We start from the raw sequence: 18,076 nt of genomic DNA, 5'->3' as shown, positions 1-18,076 counted from the left end.
TAAATTAACGCGTATCTAATTTTTTTTGACAAAAATACAAAATTTATTTGACTTTATAATTTTTTTATATTACACTATAAGCATAGGGAGTTAAGCGATTAAGTCTCTAAATCTATTTTTATGGGGGGAGCTACAATGAAAAAGCTCACAATTTTATTAGCGGCTTTATGCGTTATAGTTTCGGTAGGTTGTCAAAACAAAGTAACTGCAAATGCAACCACGGAACAGTTGTATGCAATGAAGTCAATCAAGGAAGCGGGCGGAACGCCTGACAGCGCGTCACAATCGGTAAGCGATTTCTTGTCGCAATCCGAGTATCTTGGAGCATATTATACGGCTCATGGAAACGCGGGATACAAAGTAAAGAACGGCAAACTTTACATTGTGGGAGCGGTAAACAGCGATAGGCAGGACTGGGAAGAAATTGCCAATAACATATCGGTTGACGCAAGCGTAAAAAAGCTGGAATTAACGACCGATGAAGGAACCGTAAAAATTCTTACTTTTGACGGATACGGATACTATTCTTACGAAGCGGGCGAAGAAGAAATTCCTACTTATTACAGCAAATACGATTATGCGGAAAACTATGCGGGTTACTGGCTTATAGGTAAAAAAAACGGAGTGGATGAAGAATATGTTGAGATATTTGAAAACGGCGCTATAAACGGAAGATACAATTATAAAAACGGCTGGAGCTATGGATACATAACTATAGAATCGCAGCTTAAAGGCAATACCCTAACATTTAAAGGCGCTGATGCTGGAAGCGAAGCGCATAGTTTTAAAGGATGCAAAATAGTATTTGCCGACAAAAATAACGCTACTTTCTATAAAGCCGATGGAACTTCCGTTAGCATTAATAAAAAACAATAATCAAGGAGGCAAAATATGACTATTAAAAAATTATTAATAATGTTTTTAAGTTTAACGCTTATTTTTGCTATAAGTTGTTCGAATAATCTTGGACCTGAAGCAAGTCAAAGCGGTAATAATGCCGATTTGATTCCTGACGGAGGAGACGGTTCGATAGCGGCTTTTATAAATAAGTATGCGGGAGTATATTACAGAGGAGAAGAAGGAAGAGTAAGATATAAACTTAAAGATGGAAAAGTTTATACAATTAACGGATTGAACGAAGTGGCAGAAATTCCAGTTGAGAAAGTTTCTGAAAGCGAAAAGAAATTACAAATAAGATATGCTGACGAAGGAAAAGTTGAAGTTTTGAAATTTATAGACAAAGGATATACGGCATATACTTCTTATATACTTGAAAAAGTAAGCGATGAAGTTGCTGATGGTATGTATGGCGTGGGCGGATATGTTAAAGAATTTGCTAAATATAAGGGAACTTATAAATCCATAGAGCAGAATATAGAAAATTATTTTGCAATAGACGGAGACGGATATATATATTTCCATGACAGCAAAGTAACTCTAGAAGATGAAAAAGTAGGCATAACCGAAAACGAATTGACTATAATCGAAACAGTAAACGGAACTTTAAGAAAAATTATATTCAAATTCGACCAAGGCGTTTACAGAGAATATAATGTGGACGGCAACCATATAGACAGAACGGGCGTTTTCTATAGCGTAACAAAAGACTTCATAGAAACTTTAGGCGACACTATCTATACGACTGCAGACGGCAACAATTCAATAGTATTCAACGGAGCTAAAGATAAAGCTCAAGGAAGCGTTTGGGCTACAGGAAGCTATTTCACAATGAGCGGAGGTTCGGTAGCGGACAACGATAATATAGGTAATGTTACCGTATTGAAAGGAAATACGCTCAATATAATGAAATATAGAGCTAATTTGACTTTTAATAACGACTATAGCATTCTTACCTATGTTAAAAATGGACAGACAATAGAGTTTAAGAAGCAATAAGCTAAATTCATCTTTATCAATAAAGGGGGAGGTTAAAAGCCTCCTCTTTTTTATTATATAAATACTAAACACTAATATTATTTTTCAGCGTCAATTAGCAAATCATTTGTATCAGCCGATTTATTTGAAACCGCTTTTTTACCAGAATCTTCTTTTTTATTTTCCGTTTCCGTTTTATCCGATTTTTCTACTCCGTTTTTTTGACTTTCCAAATATTCGGCGAGTTCTTCTTTTACTTTATCTACTCCGCCCATATTCAAATTTTCTCTTATTTGTATTTCAAGTTCCAATCTCATTTTAGGGTCCGAAGAAAGCAATTCTCTAACTTTTTCTTTTCCTTGCGCGATTTGTTCTCCGTTATAATAAAACCAAGCGCCGCTTCTCGTTATAATTTTCGCTTCCATCGCCAAATCGATTAATAAACCTTCGGTGGAAATTCCATGTCCGAATATAATTTCCAAATTAACCACTTTAAAAGGAGCGGACAATTTATTTTTTACAACTTTAATTTTTACTTTATGCCCAATCGTTTCGTCTCCTTTCTTTATCCATTCCGTTCTTCTAATATCGAGTCTAACGGAAGAATAAAATTTCAAAGCCTTTCCTCCCGTAGTCGTTTCCGTTGGTCCCGCGCCGTAGCCTGTAGTCGCTATATTTTGTCTAAGCTGATTGATAAATACGACAGCGGTATTCGTATTGCTTATTATTGCCGTTAATTTTCTTAAAGCATGACTCATTAAACGAGCCTGCAAAGCTATATGAGCGTCTCCAATATCTCCCGCAAGTTCCGCTCTCGAAACCAAAGCGGCAACCGAATCAACAACGACTATATCGAAAGCTGTTGAAGAAACTACTTTTTCTAATATTTCCAAAGCTTCTTCTCCAGAGTTTGGCTGCGAAATATATAAATTATCAATATCGACTCCTAAAGCGCTTGCGTAAGTAGGGTCTAATGCATGTTCGGCGTCAATAAATGCGGCGTATCCTCCCGCCTTTTGAGCTTCCGCAATTACATGAAGAGTAAGCGTAGTTTTTCCCGATGCTTCATGTCCGTATATTTCCGTTATTCTTCCTCTCGGTATTCCGCCGACTCCCAAAGCATGGTCTAAAGTCAAAGCTCCAGTGGATATTACATCGACATTAACGGTTTTATTGCTTCCGAGTCGCATGAAAGAACCCGCTCCGTATTTTTTATTTATTTGGTCGGTAATCGCCTCTATAGCTTCGTTTTTTCCGTCTTTTTTTATTTCAGAATTATCTTTCTTTTTAGCAGTTGCCATTTTAAATCACTCCATAAAATTAATATTAATCATTGTATAAAGATACATTAATTTTGTCAATATTAAAATTTGTATTTGAAAGTTATTTTATTTATAATTTATAATAATAGCCGTCTAATTTAAGACGACTATTATATTTTATATCCCAAAGAGAAAAAAATTATTTTCAGAAATACCAAGCTACGCCACAGGAAGAATTTAAAACCATACTAGTGGAAGATGCTCCGTATAAATTGCCTCCCAGTCTCGTAGCTCCCCCAGTCTGTAACTCTAAATATAGTTCCAAATCTTTAATCGGCGTTACGACTAATTCTGCATAAATAACATAACCGAATGTATAGAAAAATCCTTTTCTCTCAGAACCCATTAAAGTAATCTTACCTCCAAAAATAGTGGCGGATAATGAAGGCTCTACATATAAACTTACAAAATCGTTTGAAGCCCTTAATCCCAAAGGCAGCGCTATTCCAATTCTATATATGCCTTCTGCTATTACTAGTCCTTGCGCATTTGGAATGGCAGGCAAGCTTGCAATATAACCGCCCAGTAGTTTTTCAGTTCCGCTATCGTCAAAATCCATTCCCGTATAATCGAAACCGTAAGCCGTAATATTAAAATTTTTACCCTTATATCTATTTAGAGTTCCGTTTAAGTTTTCTACCGTATCCAGAGCCGCTCCATATAAAACTCTTAAATAAGGTTCTATAGAAAGTCCTCTTTGAGTTTTATAATTGAAATATGCTCTAAAATCAACATTTATTGAAGATACATCTTTATAAGTAGCCTTATTATTTTCGTCAAGTTGCGTATATCCTCTGTCGATTAAATTCCTCGCATAGCTTATACGAGCATAACCGTAATAGAAGTATAGCCTTAATTGGCTCAAATAATCTATAAACTTATGCAAATAATATCTTGCCTCTATGGCGGTCGATACAACTAAAGTATTTTTTATCAAATGGTTTCCAACGCCTATAGCTACGGGAACATTGAATCTCAAAGTATTATCCATAGCGGTAAGCATAATGGCAGGAGTATGAATCATATAATTAGAATCAATATATTTAAATTGATACGCTCCGCCAACGCTTATTAAATCTGATTTATAACCTACGGCTACCGAAATAGACGGACGAAAATAATTGCCCAGCTTGTTATTTGTAGAAGAATCGTTAGTCCAGCTATCCAATATTACGCCTGAAGTATTTCCAGTTATTCCGAAAGCAAATCTTACCTGCTCCGTTCCATATAGAAAACCTATCTGGTCGGTTCTCGCTCTAAACGAATATCTATCCATTAAGAAGTCTATAAAACTTCTACCGCTGCCGTCTCCATAGAAACCGAATAGAGTTATAGGGACTGAAATAAAAAACAACATTATGAGTAATCTTTTCATAGAACCTCCTTTAATTGTTATTTATGTTGTTTTTATTTAGTTTTTGTAGCCGTATCATTAAAAGCCCATTCCAAACTCGTTCTCATAAACGCTATAGGTCCCGCATAAGGTCCGCCAGATTCATATAACATTCCAATACTTCCATCGGGCAGTATGGCTATAGAGCAATATCCAGATGCTTGCCCTGCAAGTTTTTGTTTCCAAGTATTGCCATCATCATAACTTATGGATAATGTAGGCTCTCCAGGCGAACCTGATTTAGCGCCCGCTAGACTTATTATTCTGTTTTTATCCCAGCCGTTAGCGGTAGAAGTATAATATATTATATCCCCGTTTGAAGGCGAAGAATTAAAATCATTTTGTGGATACGCAGCCTCCCAGTTTTCGCCTCTATCTTTTGACTTTGCCAAATATCTTTTACCGCCAGAATTGGGGCGAGTAGACATTAATAAATCTCCGTTTGAAAGTTCGACTATATGAGATTCACTACCTCCTACGCTCGTTTGAGGAGCTGTTTTTGAGACTTTCCAAGAATTGCCTCCGTCATCCGAATATAAAGCATAGTTTCTTATAGATTGTAAAGATGTAGCAGAACTCGGTCTAACATTCAAGACGAACAACATTCTGCCGTCTTTAAGTTGCACTCCGTTTCCAGCGGTTACAAATGCAGCATACCATTGTTGTCTTTCGGGATTCTTACAATTTGGTCCATAAATTTCATCGGTTATATCTATAGGCTCGCTCCAGTTATGCCCGTTATTTTTACCGATTATTAATCTAATTTTTGGATATTTATTCCTATCGGTAGTTAAAAATCCAGCGTCCCCAACCACCATACAAATTATATTCCCAGTTTCTCTATCTAAAATATATGCTCCGTCTCCATAACTTAAATCCTTTGACGGACTTGTAGGACTAACTAGAGTTTCTGGTCCCCAATTCGTTCCGTTATCAGTGCTTCTTCTCATAACCGTTTCTATTGGATGATTTGGAACATCTCCAGCTCCTCCTTTTCTTTTGTCGGAGAATGCAAGTATATCTCCGTTTTTAGCCACTACTAAAGTCGGTATTCTATAATAATTATTTCCATTATTTCTTGGGAATACATTTGAGCCTCCGTATCCCGCTGCTCTGCTACTTGGAATCATGCCTTGACCTGCGGGTCCTTTGGGGTTATAAGTCATTTCACCTGTAAATCCCAAACCTTTTTCATTTTGAGTCCAAGTCCATCCTCCAACGGCTCCGCCTTCGTTTTTTACATCTCCGATTCCAGTTCCCCAAGGATGTTTACAAGCCCAAATATAAATTCCCGTGATAATAATAATCACAGCCAAAGGAATAAAAAAGTATCTTTTTCGCATAATTATGCCTCCAAAAAATTAAAATTAAATTTTTTATAAAAAGCGTTTAATTTAATATTTAGTTTAATATTAAGGCAAACGCTAATTACCGAATTAAAAAATTTATAAATTGAAATTATAAAAGTATAAAATCTATTTGATAAAAGAATGCTTAAAAGATAAACATAGTATATATTTAAAAATAAAGAATTAAGGAGAAACTTTAAAATGCGGGAGTCTCGCGTCTCGCGTCTCGCGTCTCGCGTTAACTAAATTTAAATCTAATAACATACATAACCGCCTTATTTACCTTACGCTTATAGTATAGTAAATAAAACAGTCTTTGTCAAGTCTTTAACAAATTTTTTTTTAAAAAATTCCAAAAAAATTGTATTTTTTTTGATGATTTTATAATCTTTTAAAATAAAAGCCCCTTATAACGAGCAAACTGGCGCCCAATTCGATTGACTTACCGTTGCTTCCTTCCGAACCTGGCGGATTCATCAGGAATTGCCGCAGTCGCCCGCTATAAGAGATGTAAAACGATATTAATCGTTCGGAGAGAGTGGGATTCGAACCCACGATACTGTTACATATACGCGACTTCCAATCGCGCTCCTTCAACCGCTCGGACATCTCTCCAAATGTCCAAAACGTGCCTAAGAAGATTTGAACTTCCAACCTCCAGAACCGCAATCTGACGCTCTATCCAATTGAGCTATAGGCACATAATTTGATTAGTATAACATAAATTTTCTTTTTTTGCAAATTTAATGAATGTTTAATTGACATTTATTATTTATAGATTATTATATATAATAATTTTAATCAAAAAATTCCAAAATTAAAGAGGATAAATTATGAAACTTATATTTTCAAAAATTCAAAAATTACTTTTCTTAATTACGATTTTTATATTCGTTTCAACCTGCTCGAATAATAAAAGCGATATTAATATAGAAGACAGAGGCGGAGCTTTGATAGATAAAATAATTTTCGATGTCCGAACCGACATGACTATCGCAATTAAAGATGTCGCCGAAGGAAAAGCGGATTTGATGGCAAGCGGAATAGACGGAAGCGTTTATTTATCGCTTGAAAGAAAAGATTTGGAAAGATTGGATACTTATGCAGTTCCTTCAGGCACTTGGTCACTACTTTTTAATCCCGTTCCAAATAGAGCGCCTTATACGATAACGACAAAAGACGGAAAAACTTATTTTAATCCTTTGGCTATAAGAGAGATAAGATACGCGATGAATTTTTTAATAAATCGAAAAAAACTAATTGACGAAATTTTGAAAGGAGCGGGAGAACCTTCATTTACTCAAGCTACCCCGGGACAACCAGGAACTTACAGATATAATTTGATTCCTTTAAGAATGGGAATGACGGAAAACGGAAACGAAGAAAAAGCGATTAACGATATTGAAAAAGCTATGGAAACGGCGGCTAATTTGCCAGAAAACAGAGGAAAATTAATCAAAGAAAACGGATGGTGGAAATATAATAACGAAATAGTGAGTATAAAATTCGTTATAAGAGTGGACGACCCGAGCGGAAGACTGCCCGCTGGAAACGCGATTTCGGATTTGATAGAAAAGACGGGAATTAAAGTGGAAAAACTTTTATACGATAGAAATAAATCTACTCAAGTAGTTTATTTAACGGACCCAAAAGATTATGAATGGAATATATTAACCGAAGCTTGGGGCGCGGGAGCTACTCGCGCTTGGTGGGATGTGACTTTAAGGCAAATGTATGTGCGGGAAGGAAATTATACTCCTGGCTGGAATAATTCTGAATTTTGGAATTACGATAACCGAGAAGCCTCAAGAATAAGCGATAAAAATTATAACGGCTGGTTTTTGACTTCGGAAGAATATTGGAACGGAAATATTCGCTTGCAAGAAATCGGTTTGCAGGATGCCGTGAGAATATATTTAAACTCTCAAACTCAATATTTCGTGGCAAATAAAGACAGATTCAATAGAAGAATGCTTTATGGAGTTGGAGACGGAATAAACGACTGGTCGATAAGAAGCGCAGATATAAAACCGAATAGAAGAGGAGAGAAAATTTTAAGAGTGGTTCAGCATTCGGCACAAGGCTCTTTATTTATGAGTCCATGGGACCCAGTGGGCGTAAACGGATTTTCGGACGCGTATTCGGGAATAATAATCGGTCCTTGCAGCGATTCGGGAGCGACATTTGAATCTCCTTCAACGGCTAAAGATATATTTAGACTCGGAGAAGCGGATACAAACACTTTGGAGATAGGAGTCGTTGCGGGAAATAACGGAATTCCAGCGGGGACTATCGATGTTCCTAAAAACGCTATGATGTTTAATCCTTATACTCAAAAATGGGAAGAAGGTTTAACGATTGTAAGTAAAGACGGAAATATAGAATATAAAAAGTCCGATAATTTGAAGGCTTATATAAAATGCAATTTCAAACCAAAATATTTCAAATGGCATCATGGAATAGAATCTTCTTTGGTAGATTTGATGTATGGAAGCGTATTTATAGCAAATGTTGTGACAAAAACGAATGATAATGATAAATATTACGATTCGGCTTTGGCGGGAAGATACGCGCCAGCGATGGACGGAGCGGTTGGAAGCGTTCTAAACGAAGACGGAAGTTTTACTCTTTACGGAAATTATTATTTTCCTATGGATATGGAAAGACAATTAGCGTCTGTGGTTGTTAGTCCGAAAATAGGAAATCCAAATAGAAATACTGTAGTTCCTTTTGAAATAAACGAAGCGATAATGAAACTGGTTTTGGAAGGCTCAAAATCTGGAAATGTTTATACAATCTCTCAAGACCAGTCTCTTACGGCGATTGATGTAAAAAATCCCACTTGCGTTGCGGATATAAAAGAAAAATTAATTGAAATGAGAGATTCAAAATATATCCCAGTAGGAATAGAACGATGGATAAACGAAGAGGAAGCGGTTCAAAGATATCAAGCGGCGATTGATTTTATCGACAATTACGGACATGCTTATATATCAAACGGTCCTTTCTTTATATCAAAAATAGATACGAGAGCGAATTATATAGAACTTTCGGCATTCAAAGATTATGCGGAAACTGCGGAATACTGGATAGAAAAACTTTCTACAAAAATGAGCAGAATAGAAGATATAGAAATGCCTTCGATAGCGAATAAAAACGAAGATTTAAATATTGATATATATGTTTCTTCTTACGATTATCCTAATAACGATTTGGAGCGCCCAGATGCGAATACTAAAGTTAAAGTTTTGCTTCAATTACAAAGAGGCGGAGAAATTGAATATAACGCGATTTTGGAAGACGAAATATTTAAAATCGTTATTCCAAAAAATGATTTAATCAATTTGCCAGCGGGAGAATATATTATAGTATTTGAATCTTTTATAGCGGACGAAACTCCTTATATTGAAACGAGAAGTTTTGTATTGAGGTAGAATTTTTTGAAGTTTGGATTGCCACGCATCTATTGAGGCTCGTAATGACAGTGTAAAAATAATTGTCATTGCGAGCGATAGCGAAGTAATCCAAAATTAATTAAATTTTATTTTAAAATTTAGTTTTATTAATAGTAGATTGCCACGCCTTCACTCGCTAAAAGCGGGCAGTCGCCCCGTTCGGCTCACAATGACAAGTTTATAAAAAGATGCTTGCAATTACGACTTTAAAAAACAACGGACGAAGTCTTAACCTCATCCGTTGTTATTTTTTTAATAGAAAGATATTTTTTAAACTCTAGGTCCAAATCTCAATCCTAATTGAACTCCGAAATTAAAAGTTCCGTAATTTTTTGGTTTTTCCGTATCTTTATGTTCATAATAAAAATAGTTAATATCACGAAGGCTTGGAGTTCTAATATTATCATCAGGGAAAAAATCGTATCCAAAGTATAAACCGATATTCATAGCAACTCTATCGGTAAAAAATACATAATAATCGAAAGTTAATTTTATATAAGCATAACTTATAATTCGCAGCGGAGTTTGTTCAACTTTTCCTTCTCCATACATATACACATAATCAATCCAGTTATCTTCTTCTGGCGTTCCGCAAATCATACCGCCAGATGATTCTCCTCCTCCCGTTTCGGTAGAATATAAAGAATAATTTGGTATAGTTTTGGCATTTGCATTAACCGTATAATCCCATCCTAAAAATATAGGAATTTTTATTCCTCCTCCAATTCCTATTGAAAATTTGCCTATATTGAATTTTGGAAATAAACCTATTTGAAGACTATTATAAGTAATGGTATAATCTTTTAAATAATAATCGTTTTTAAATTTAACGATATAATTATCATGGGCAAATCCGATTTCTCCCAAAACGCTTATGCCAAAACCTTCTTTAATTTGAAACATATAGCCTAATTGAGCTTCAACTCCAGCATCAAGCCCAAAGGAATTTTTCATTTCATAATCTTTCATGTTTTGCGAAATAATAGAATAACTCGCTCCGATTGGAACATTTAATATAAATTCAAAACCGCTTCTTGCAAACGCGGGAATATTGAAAATTACAAAAATTGAAACGATAAAAAATAATTTCTTTAAATCTTTCATAATAAAACCTCTTTTAATTAAACTTATTAAATTTTACGCTCTCGGTCCAAATCTCAATCCTAATTGCAATCCGAAATCAAAAGTTCCGTAATTCTTTAGTTTTTCCACATAATAATCTTTTTCGCTTATATTATAATATTCGTTTAACTCGTCTAAAAAATACTGAAAAGCTAATATTTGATATTTAGGAAAAAAATCGTATCCGAAATACGCGCCTATATTAAAAGCAAAATTCTCGGTAAAAAATATCGAATAATCGAAAGTAATTTTTGTATAATATATGATTTTGTAATCTCTATTCACTTTTGGCTTATATTTGCTATAAAATCCTTGAGACGCGTTTCCTCCGCTCCCGCCAGAAATCATACTTATATCGGGATAACTTGAAGAAGTTTCATATTCATATAATACGAAAGACATTGGAATTTTTATTCCTCCTCCAATTCCTATTGAAAATCCTTTCATGTTAAATTTTGGCAATAATCCTATTTGAAGGCTATCATGATTAATAATAAAATTTCCAATACTATTGCCCATAGCCCGACCATTATATGAATTATATTGTAATTCATAATTATCCCGAGCGTAGCCAATTTCTCCTAAAACGCTTATGCCAAAACCGTCTTTAACTTGAAACATATAGCCTAATTGAGAAACTACTCCGATATCAAATCCAAAAGACCCGCTCATTTCATATTCCATATAGTCTGCAGCGACTTTCATGTTTTTTGAAGGATAAGCATAGTTTCCGCCTATTGAAATATTTAATGCAAATTCAAAACCGCTTCTTGCAAACACTGGAATATTAAAAATTATAAAAATTAAAAGTATAAAGGATAATCTTTTAAGATTTAGATTTAAGTTTTTCATAATAAATTCCTTTTATTTATCTACATTTTAAATATACGAAAATATTTATAAAAGTCAAACATTTTTTATATCGGTTAAATAAAAGTATAAAAAAAGAGGAGTTATAAAACCCCTCTTTTTGCTCGCTTAATTATTTTCAATAATTATTTATCGCTATTACTTTCTGGAAGCTTGAATATATGAATTGCGTTCATTAATTCTTTCGATTGAGAGAATAATACATCCGCAGACGCCGTTGCCTCTTCAACCAAAGCGGCGTTTCTTTGAGTGGTAGTATCCATTTCTTCAATGGCAATCTTTATTTGGTCTATACCGCTCTGTTGTTCTACCGCGCTATGGCTTATGTTTTGCATCATAGTTGAAGCTTCGTCAATTTTATTTTGAATTTCAACGAATATAGTTTGAGATTCTCTTGCCGTTTCAGTCGCTTTGTCTATTTTATTATAAACATTTTCAATCAAATCGGTTATGCTTTTTACGGAAGTTTGAGTGGTTTGAGCCAAATTTCTAACTTCGGATGCGACAACCGCAAAACCTTTTCCCTGTTCTCCCGCTCTCGCAGCCTCTACAGAAGCGTTAAGTGCGAGTATGTTGGTTTGAAAGGCTATGTCTTCGATTATTTTCGTTATATCTTTAATTTTTGTGCTTGCTTCATGAACTTCTTCTATATTTTTCGTAGTATCGGATATTATATTTCCAGCGTTTTCTATAGCCTCTTTTGAATCTAATATCATTTTATTACCGTTTATAGAATCGTTAGAAGACTGTCTTATATTATTTGAAATCTCGTTCATAGACGCTGAAGTTTCTTCAATACTTGCCGCCTGACTTTCCGTTCTGCGAGACAAATCGGTATTTTGTTCGGCTAATTCTTTTGCCGCGGAACTAATATGATTTGCCGATTCTTCAACTTTATAAATCGTATCGACAACTTTTTTTCTCATCGCTACGAAAGCGTTTGAAAGTTCGCCAAGTTCGTCTTTACGATGTATTTTTTGTTTAGTCGTTCTCAAATCTCCGTCCGCTATCTCTTTTGAAAGTCCAGTTAATAATCCCAAAGGAGTCGTAATAGATTTTATGAATAAAGAAACTATTATTGATATTACTATTATAGAAACTATCGCTATGATTATTATCGCTCTTATAACTCTTTTATTATCTCTTCCTATTTCTTCGTTTGTCATAGATATTCCCAAAACCCAAGGCATAGATTTCAAAGTCGTATATGCGGCTATTCTGTCTTCTCCGTTAAATACATAATCTATTATTCCCGTTTCTTTTCCGTTTTCAAAGGCTCTTGAAAAATCTGGCGGAAGAGAAGAGTTTATATTTTCTATTTTGCTGTGAATCTTTACCGTAAGAGTATTATCTATACAGAATAAAGCTCCAGTTTCGCCTATAACGAGCTGTTCGATTCGGTCTTTAATTAAATTAGTCCAGTCGAGCATATAATATAAATAGCCTATGACTCTATTGCCCGCCATAACCTTCGATACCAAAACCAAAGACCAGCCTCCAGTCGTTAAAGAACGCGTTATATTTCCTCCGAAAGACGCTTCTCTAGTTCCTTGAATTTTTTCTCTCAAATCGGTATGAATGGAAAACATATTTTGTCCAATTAAAGCATCGTTGCTCGAATCGATTAAAACATTTCCGTTAATATCCGTTATACCCATATTGATTGAATATTGATTATCCGCGTTAAAAATTCTCAATCTCGCTAAAGCGGCGTCTCTCGTTTCTTCCGTTCTCATAGCCAAATAATTTCTAACAGGGTCGGATTTAACATATACTTGCGAAATATCTAGCTGGTCTTCGAACCAAGTGTCCATTAAAGAAGCATATCCCATTACCGTATTGTCAAATCCCGTATAAGTCGTTTTGGTAATAGCGTTCGATACCATTACTTCGCTTACGACTACCAAGATAATGATTGATACCGCAAATAAAGCTATTATTATAAGCGGCATTCTTACTTTTAAGCTTTGAAGTTGATGTAACATCTAAAAATCTCCATAAAATTAATATTGTGCATTTTATCGTTTATTATTTTCGGAAAAATAAATATAATTTTTACATTCAATGAGAATAATAAATTAATAAAATCTGTTTTAAATTACAAACATTATAATATTTTTAATATAAAAAATCAAATTCTTTTATATTAAAAATCTACATGTTCTTATAAAAATCTATATGATTTGCAAGTTCTTCAGGCAGAGGATTTCCCGATTTTGTAAATTTGAAATATCTATTTTCAATTTCGGTCGCTTTTTTATGTCTAATATTTTTAAATCTATTTGCAATATCGGCGAACATAGGCTGCTTTGCAACTTCTTCTCTTATATCTTTTGCGAAAGGAACTTGTCTATATAAAATATTTCTAACCACTCTGTTTAATCTCATTATGCCTTTGCTTTCGTATTTTATCCAAATAAAATAATCGGATACAAAAACTTCTCTCAAATTATTTCTGCATTTTTTAATTTGAATTTTTAATTTTTCTTTCGAGTCGTCCGATAAATTTCTGTTCTTTTTATAGAATTGAACATAATCGCTATATTCGGAAGTTAAAGACATTTGAGTAATGTCGTTCCAAGCGGGACCAAGCATAGTTTTGCATAATTCCCATCGGAAAGCCCCTATAGTAGGAATTGCCAAAGATTCCAAATCTTCCGAAGTGAATATTGGAAATAAAAATCTTCCCGTGCTGTTTTTCTGCCTGCTTGAAAGTTCTTCCCACATTATCGCTCTTGAACCGTAAGTCGGCATTAATATTATATTTGGCAAAACTTCCTGCATAACAAGTTCTTTAGTTATATTTAATTCTTCGTTTTTGTATAAAACTTCTCTATAGAACGCGGAAAAATCCACTTCCATTATGGAATTAAAAGTTTTTTCAATAAAATCTCTTTTCAATAAAGACGCGTCAAAATCTTTTATTATCATATCGCTATGAAGTATTGGAAAATATACGCTTACCTGTCCGTAGCATAATCTTTGAGTCGTTTGAATCATATTGTCAATTTCGTATTCTAATCTTTTAGACTGACTTTCAAAATGTTCTTCCGCTTCTTTATCGCTTATCATTCCGCGTTTTTTCATCTCTCTTAAAGCTTCTTTATAATCCTGCCCGAATCCGTTAACCGAAGGCAGTTCTTCTTTCTCGTATATTTTTTTTAGCCATTCGTCTATATAGAAAACATTGAATCTTTTAGATTTCGTTTTATCTTCCACTTCGTATAAATCTATTATTTGATTCGGAGTTAATAATTCGTCGTCCATATAGCCGTAATTCAAAAACATTTTTACAAGTTTTGATTTATCGCCGTTTATAATCGCCCTTCTTGCGACTTCTCTATATATTTCAAAGAATACATTTGTAACCGACCTTCTTATTTTTCTCGCGTCGTCTTCCGTATCGAATTTATCTTTAAGTTTTTTGAATTCGTCCAAACCTTTTAATAATACTTTAGCTCTCTCTTCGTCTATGCTCGACATTTCGATTAGTTTTTTAGCGGGATTTTTAATTTCTTCGGGAATTTGTTCCGCGCCCATAATAGCTTTTACTTTTTGATTTTCCGCTTCCGCTCTTTCGGAAGTTTTTTCCAGTTCTTCTATCATGGAATCAATTTCTTCTTCATCTATATTCAAATCGAAATCGTATTCTTCTTTTATAAGTTTGCGGAAATTTTTAATCTCGCTTCCTATATATTTTGTATATTTTGCCCATACTTCGTTATCTTTTCCTTCTTTTTCGAGTTCGAGCGCCTTTTTTGAATATTCGTTAAATAGAGATTCTTTATCATGCGAATATAGAAAAAGCATATTTCCCATAGTTTCCACAAATTCTTTTTTAAGCAAATCGATTATATAGCTTAAATTATCATACATCATATTTGCCGCGGATAAACTCATATTCGTGTCGTAAGTAAAAAATCCGTCTTTAATATTTTTTGGCATAGTTAAAAATCTTCTTATAAAATCCATTTCCACATTAAGTTTTTTTTCGCTGTCCTCTTCCGATAAATTTTTATTATGCATATAAGTTTCGTTATGATTCGCCTTCACAAAATCGGCGTCAAAAGAATGCGGGATATAAACTCCAGAATTTGTCGCATCGTCATATATTTCTTTTGCCTTTAAAAACGATTCGGACTGAATATTTTTATTTTTATCGTTGAGATTAAAAAATAAAACTCCTAAATTTGTAGATATTATTTTTAATTCGTTATTTATATTTCTTATTTTTATATATTCTTCATAAAATTTCAAAACCAGATACGAAATTGAATGATACATATTAGTTAAATACGATTTATTTTTATTAAAGAAGTTTTTAATTTCGTCTTTATTCGAAGTCTTTACTATATACACTTCGTTTTCAATGTTCGATTTTAAAGAAAACATATAATTGGAATTGTCTCTATATCCGCCGATTCCTATTATAATATTTTTAGGAACTTTAAATAATTTGCAGCTATGTTTAATTATCTCTTCTTGGTCTTCCATTCCAAATAAATCTCTCGAAGATATATAAACATCCACATCGCCTTTGGTAATAACTAATAAATTTCCTATTTTTTCTCCCTCGCTAAAAAGCACGGTATCGGAGGCTATTTTTAAAAATCCCGTTTCGTCAATTTTTATACTCATAATGCATATTCCCACATTTTATTTTTATTATATTTTATATTTTGTTTATATATTATTGAATTATATATTTATTTAATAAAAATATCTATATATACAAATAAGCCTAAAAATTAAAAATAATTAAAAAAATTTGTAATTTATAAAAGTATAGGTTAAAATGAATATTTATTAAATCGTTAAAAATTAGGAAAAGTTATGCTCTCTTTCAGAAAAGATTTAGAAAAAAAAGATTTGGATATTTTGGATTTATTTACAATATCTTTTTATATTTTTAGGCAGAATTTTTTTAATTTTTTTTTGATTGGTATGATATGCGGACTTCCGATTATGCTTGCCACAGTTTATTTTCCGCCCTCTATTTTTGACCCGCTTAAAGTTCAAACTACCGAAGATTTTATAAACTGGTTTAAAGACGAAGTCAATTTTGGATTCTATTTAAACGCTTTTTTATCTTGGTTTTTGGATATAATTTCTCTTTCTTCTATTTCTTTTATTGTAGAGGCGATGATTTATAAAAAAATAAGAACAGCTTTCTGGGCGATAAAAAAAAGTTTTACGGTTATTTTTCCGCTTCTTATAACATCGATTTTTTATATGATAATAATTTTTTTCGGACTCGCTTTCTTTATAGTTCCAGGAATTATTTTTGTAGTTTTATTTATGTTTACGAATAATATTTGCGCTTTAAGGCATACTTGGGGAATTGACGCCATAAAATATTCTTCGGGTTTGGTTAAATCGAAATTTTTTAGGGCTTTATTTATTCTTTTATTTATAGTATTTTATAAAAATGTATTTTTGCAGTCTTTTCCTTCCGCTCCGAAAGAAACGAGAGAAGGATTATTATACTATTTTTTATCAATGGGATTATTATATTTATTTGACGCGTATTTTAAGACTATCATAACATTATTTTTCTTAAATAGAGATTATGTGGAAAATTCGCGAAAAATAGATTTCGATTAATAATTTAACAAAATAATTTAATAAAAATAAAAGCCTTTAGAAATATTTAAATTTCTAAAAGGCTTTTTATATAGCTTTTATAATATTTGTAATAAGTCGTTTATTTAATTATTAACCTATTATTCTCATTATAGATTGAGTTCTCATGTTGGCGTTTGCGAGCATAGCGGCTCCAGTTTGTTGAAGAATTTGTTCGCGAGTATAAGCTACCATTTCTTGCGCCATATCCGCGTCTCTTATAACGCTTTCGCTTGCTATTGTGTTTTCAGTGGCAATCATTAAACTTTTTACCATCGATTCCATTCTGTTTTGAACCGCGCCTAATTCCGCTCTTTGCGCAACTACCATTTGAATTCCTTCGTCTATTCTTCCAAGAGATTGGTTTGCAGTTTCAACTGAAGAAATAGAAATAGGAGTTTCGCCTCCAACTTGAAGATTAGCTGCAGTCATAGCGCCTATATTTACGGCAACTCTTTGGTCCATATTAGCGCCGATGTGAAAAGTGATAGGAGTTTGTCCGTCTGAAGCAAATCTTCCAGTCAACATATTCATTTTGTTGAATTCGGCTTGAGAAGCGATTCTGTCAACTTCTTCTACTAATTGATTTACTTCCACTTGAATCAAAGCTCTGTCGCTGTCAGAGTAGATTCCGTTAGCAGCTTGAATTGCCAATTCTCTCATTCTTTGCATGATATTAGTCGTTTCATTTAAATAACCTTCCGTAGTTTGAATGAAAGAAATACCGCTTTGAGCGTTTCTCGTGGCTTGTTGAAGTCCGCGATATTGAGAGCGCATTTTTTCGGATACTGCTAATCCAGAAGCATCGTCTCCCGCTCTGTTGATTCTTTGTCCGCTTGAAAGAGACTCAATTGTTTTTGTCATTGAACTTCCAGTTAAGTTCAATTGCCTGTTCGCATTTAATGCTGAAACATTGTTGTTGATAATCATAGTTACTACCCTCCATGAATAGTGTTTAAAAAATTTAAATTTTTCAAAGCTTTTTTTATTATATCTTTAATTCGCTTATCATCCCAATAAAACGAAGACATAATAATAACTTTTTTTATTTTATAGACAATATATTAT

Annotated in this window: 12 protein-coding genes, 2 tRNA genes and 1 other RNA gene; 4 read left to right on the top strand and 11 right to left on the bottom strand. The window is 33.5% G+C overall.

From position 1 onward, the window contains the following. Positions 1-135: 135 nt before the first annotated feature. The gene (locus ACR0QS_RS03755) at positions 136-876 is read left to right on the top strand and encodes a hypothetical protein (protein WP_432632107.1); all 741 of its coding nucleotides are present in this window, start codon (positions 136-138) and stop codon (positions 874-876) included. A 15-nt stretch (positions 877-891) separates the two neighbouring features. Continuing rightward, positions 892-1,896, top strand: coding sequence for a hypothetical protein (locus ACR0QS_RS03750; protein ID WP_432632106.1), 1,005 nt, complete (start codon positions 892-894; stop codon positions 1,894-1,896). A 77-nt stretch (positions 1,897-1,973) separates the two neighbouring features. Here ACR0QS_RS03750 and recA read toward each other — a convergent pair whose 3' ends face one another. The 6 genes from recA to ACR0QS_RS03720 all read right to left on the bottom strand — a co-directional run bounded on the left by recA (position 1,974) and on the right by ACR0QS_RS03720 (position 6,640). Next, positions 1,974-3,176, bottom strand: a complete 1,203-nt coding sequence (gene recA / locus ACR0QS_RS03745; RefSeq protein ID WP_432632105.1) for a recombinase RecA — start codon at positions 3,174-3,176, stop codon at positions 1,974-1,976. Positions 3,177-3,342: 166 nt separating this feature from the next. Beyond that, complete coding sequence (locus tag ACR0QS_RS03740; protein WP_432632104.1) at positions 3,343-4,572, bottom strand: hypothetical protein; 1,230 nt, start codon at positions 4,570-4,572, stop codon at positions 3,343-3,345. 32 nt (positions 4,573-4,604) lie between these two features. Beyond that, entirely contained in the window at positions 4,605-5,933 is a 1,329-nt protein-coding gene (locus ACR0QS_RS03735; protein WP_432632103.1) for a sialidase family protein, read from the bottom strand. A 413-nt stretch (positions 5,934-6,346) separates the two neighbouring features. After that, positions 6,347-6,441: signal recognition particle sRNA small type (gene ffs, locus ACR0QS_RS03730), an RNA gene on the bottom strand. A 28-nt stretch (positions 6,442-6,469) separates the two neighbouring features. After that, a tRNA-Ser gene (locus tag ACR0QS_RS03725) sits at positions 6,470-6,554 on the bottom strand. Between the two features lie 12 nt (positions 6,555-6,566). Continuing rightward, positions 6,567-6,640: transfer RNA gene (locus tag ACR0QS_RS03720), tRNA-Arg, on the bottom strand. A 132-nt stretch (positions 6,641-6,772) separates the two neighbouring features. Here ACR0QS_RS03720 and ACR0QS_RS03715 point away from each other — a divergent pair. Continuing rightward, complete coding sequence (locus ACR0QS_RS03715) at positions 6,773-9,373, top strand: ABC transporter substrate-binding protein (RefSeq protein ID WP_432632102.1); 2,601 nt, start codon at positions 6,773-6,775, stop codon at positions 9,371-9,373. A 291-nt stretch (positions 9,374-9,664) separates the two neighbouring features. On the opposite strand, the gene ACR0QS_RS03710 is transcribed toward ACR0QS_RS03715, so the two are convergent. The 4 genes from ACR0QS_RS03710 to ACR0QS_RS03695 all read right to left on the bottom strand — a co-directional run bounded on the left by ACR0QS_RS03710 (position 9,665) and on the right by ACR0QS_RS03695 (position 16,024). Beyond that, positions 9,665-10,498, bottom strand: a complete 834-nt coding sequence (locus ACR0QS_RS03710; RefSeq protein ID WP_432632101.1) for a PorT family protein — start codon at positions 10,496-10,498, stop codon at positions 9,665-9,667. 33 nt (positions 10,499-10,531) lie between these two features. Further along, entirely contained in the window at positions 10,532-11,368 is an 837-nt protein-coding gene (locus tag ACR0QS_RS03705) for a PorT family protein (RefSeq protein WP_432632100.1), read from the bottom strand. Between the two features lie 143 nt (positions 11,369-11,511). Continuing rightward, the gene (locus tag ACR0QS_RS03700; protein WP_432632099.1) at positions 11,512-13,371 is read right to left on the bottom strand and encodes a methyl-accepting chemotaxis protein; all 1,860 of its coding nucleotides are present in this window, start codon (positions 13,369-13,371) and stop codon (positions 11,512-11,514) included. 169 nt (positions 13,372-13,540) lie between these two features. Further along, positions 13,541-16,024 carry a Crp/Fnr family transcriptional regulator gene (locus ACR0QS_RS03695; protein ID WP_432632098.1) on the bottom strand — a complete coding sequence of 828 codons (2,484 nt, stop codon included), beginning with the start codon at positions 16,022-16,024 and terminating at the stop codon, positions 13,541-13,543. A 195-nt stretch (positions 16,025-16,219) separates the two neighbouring features. Between ACR0QS_RS03695 and ACR0QS_RS03690 the strand changes: the two genes are divergently transcribed. Beyond that, positions 16,220-16,990: a hypothetical protein gene (locus tag ACR0QS_RS03690; RefSeq protein WP_432632097.1), complete on the top strand. Its 771-nt coding sequence runs from the start codon at positions 16,220-16,222 to the stop codon at positions 16,988-16,990. A gap of 111 nt (positions 16,991-17,101) precedes the next feature. Here ACR0QS_RS03690 and ACR0QS_RS03685 read toward each other — a convergent pair whose 3' ends face one another. Next, positions 17,102-17,938: a flagellin gene (locus ACR0QS_RS03685; protein ID WP_432632096.1), complete on the bottom strand. Its 837-nt coding sequence runs from the start codon at positions 17,936-17,938 to the stop codon at positions 17,102-17,104. Positions 17,939-18,076 lie beyond the last annotated feature (138 nt).

Origin of the sequence: Brachyspira sp. (genome assembly GCF_050873525.1) — a bacterium.
GTDB lineage: Bacteria > Spirochaetota > Brachyspiria > Brachyspirales > Brachyspiraceae > Brachyspira.
Note: the sequence above shows the minus strand (reverse complement) of the source record. Positions and strands in the feature narration are given on the sequence as shown.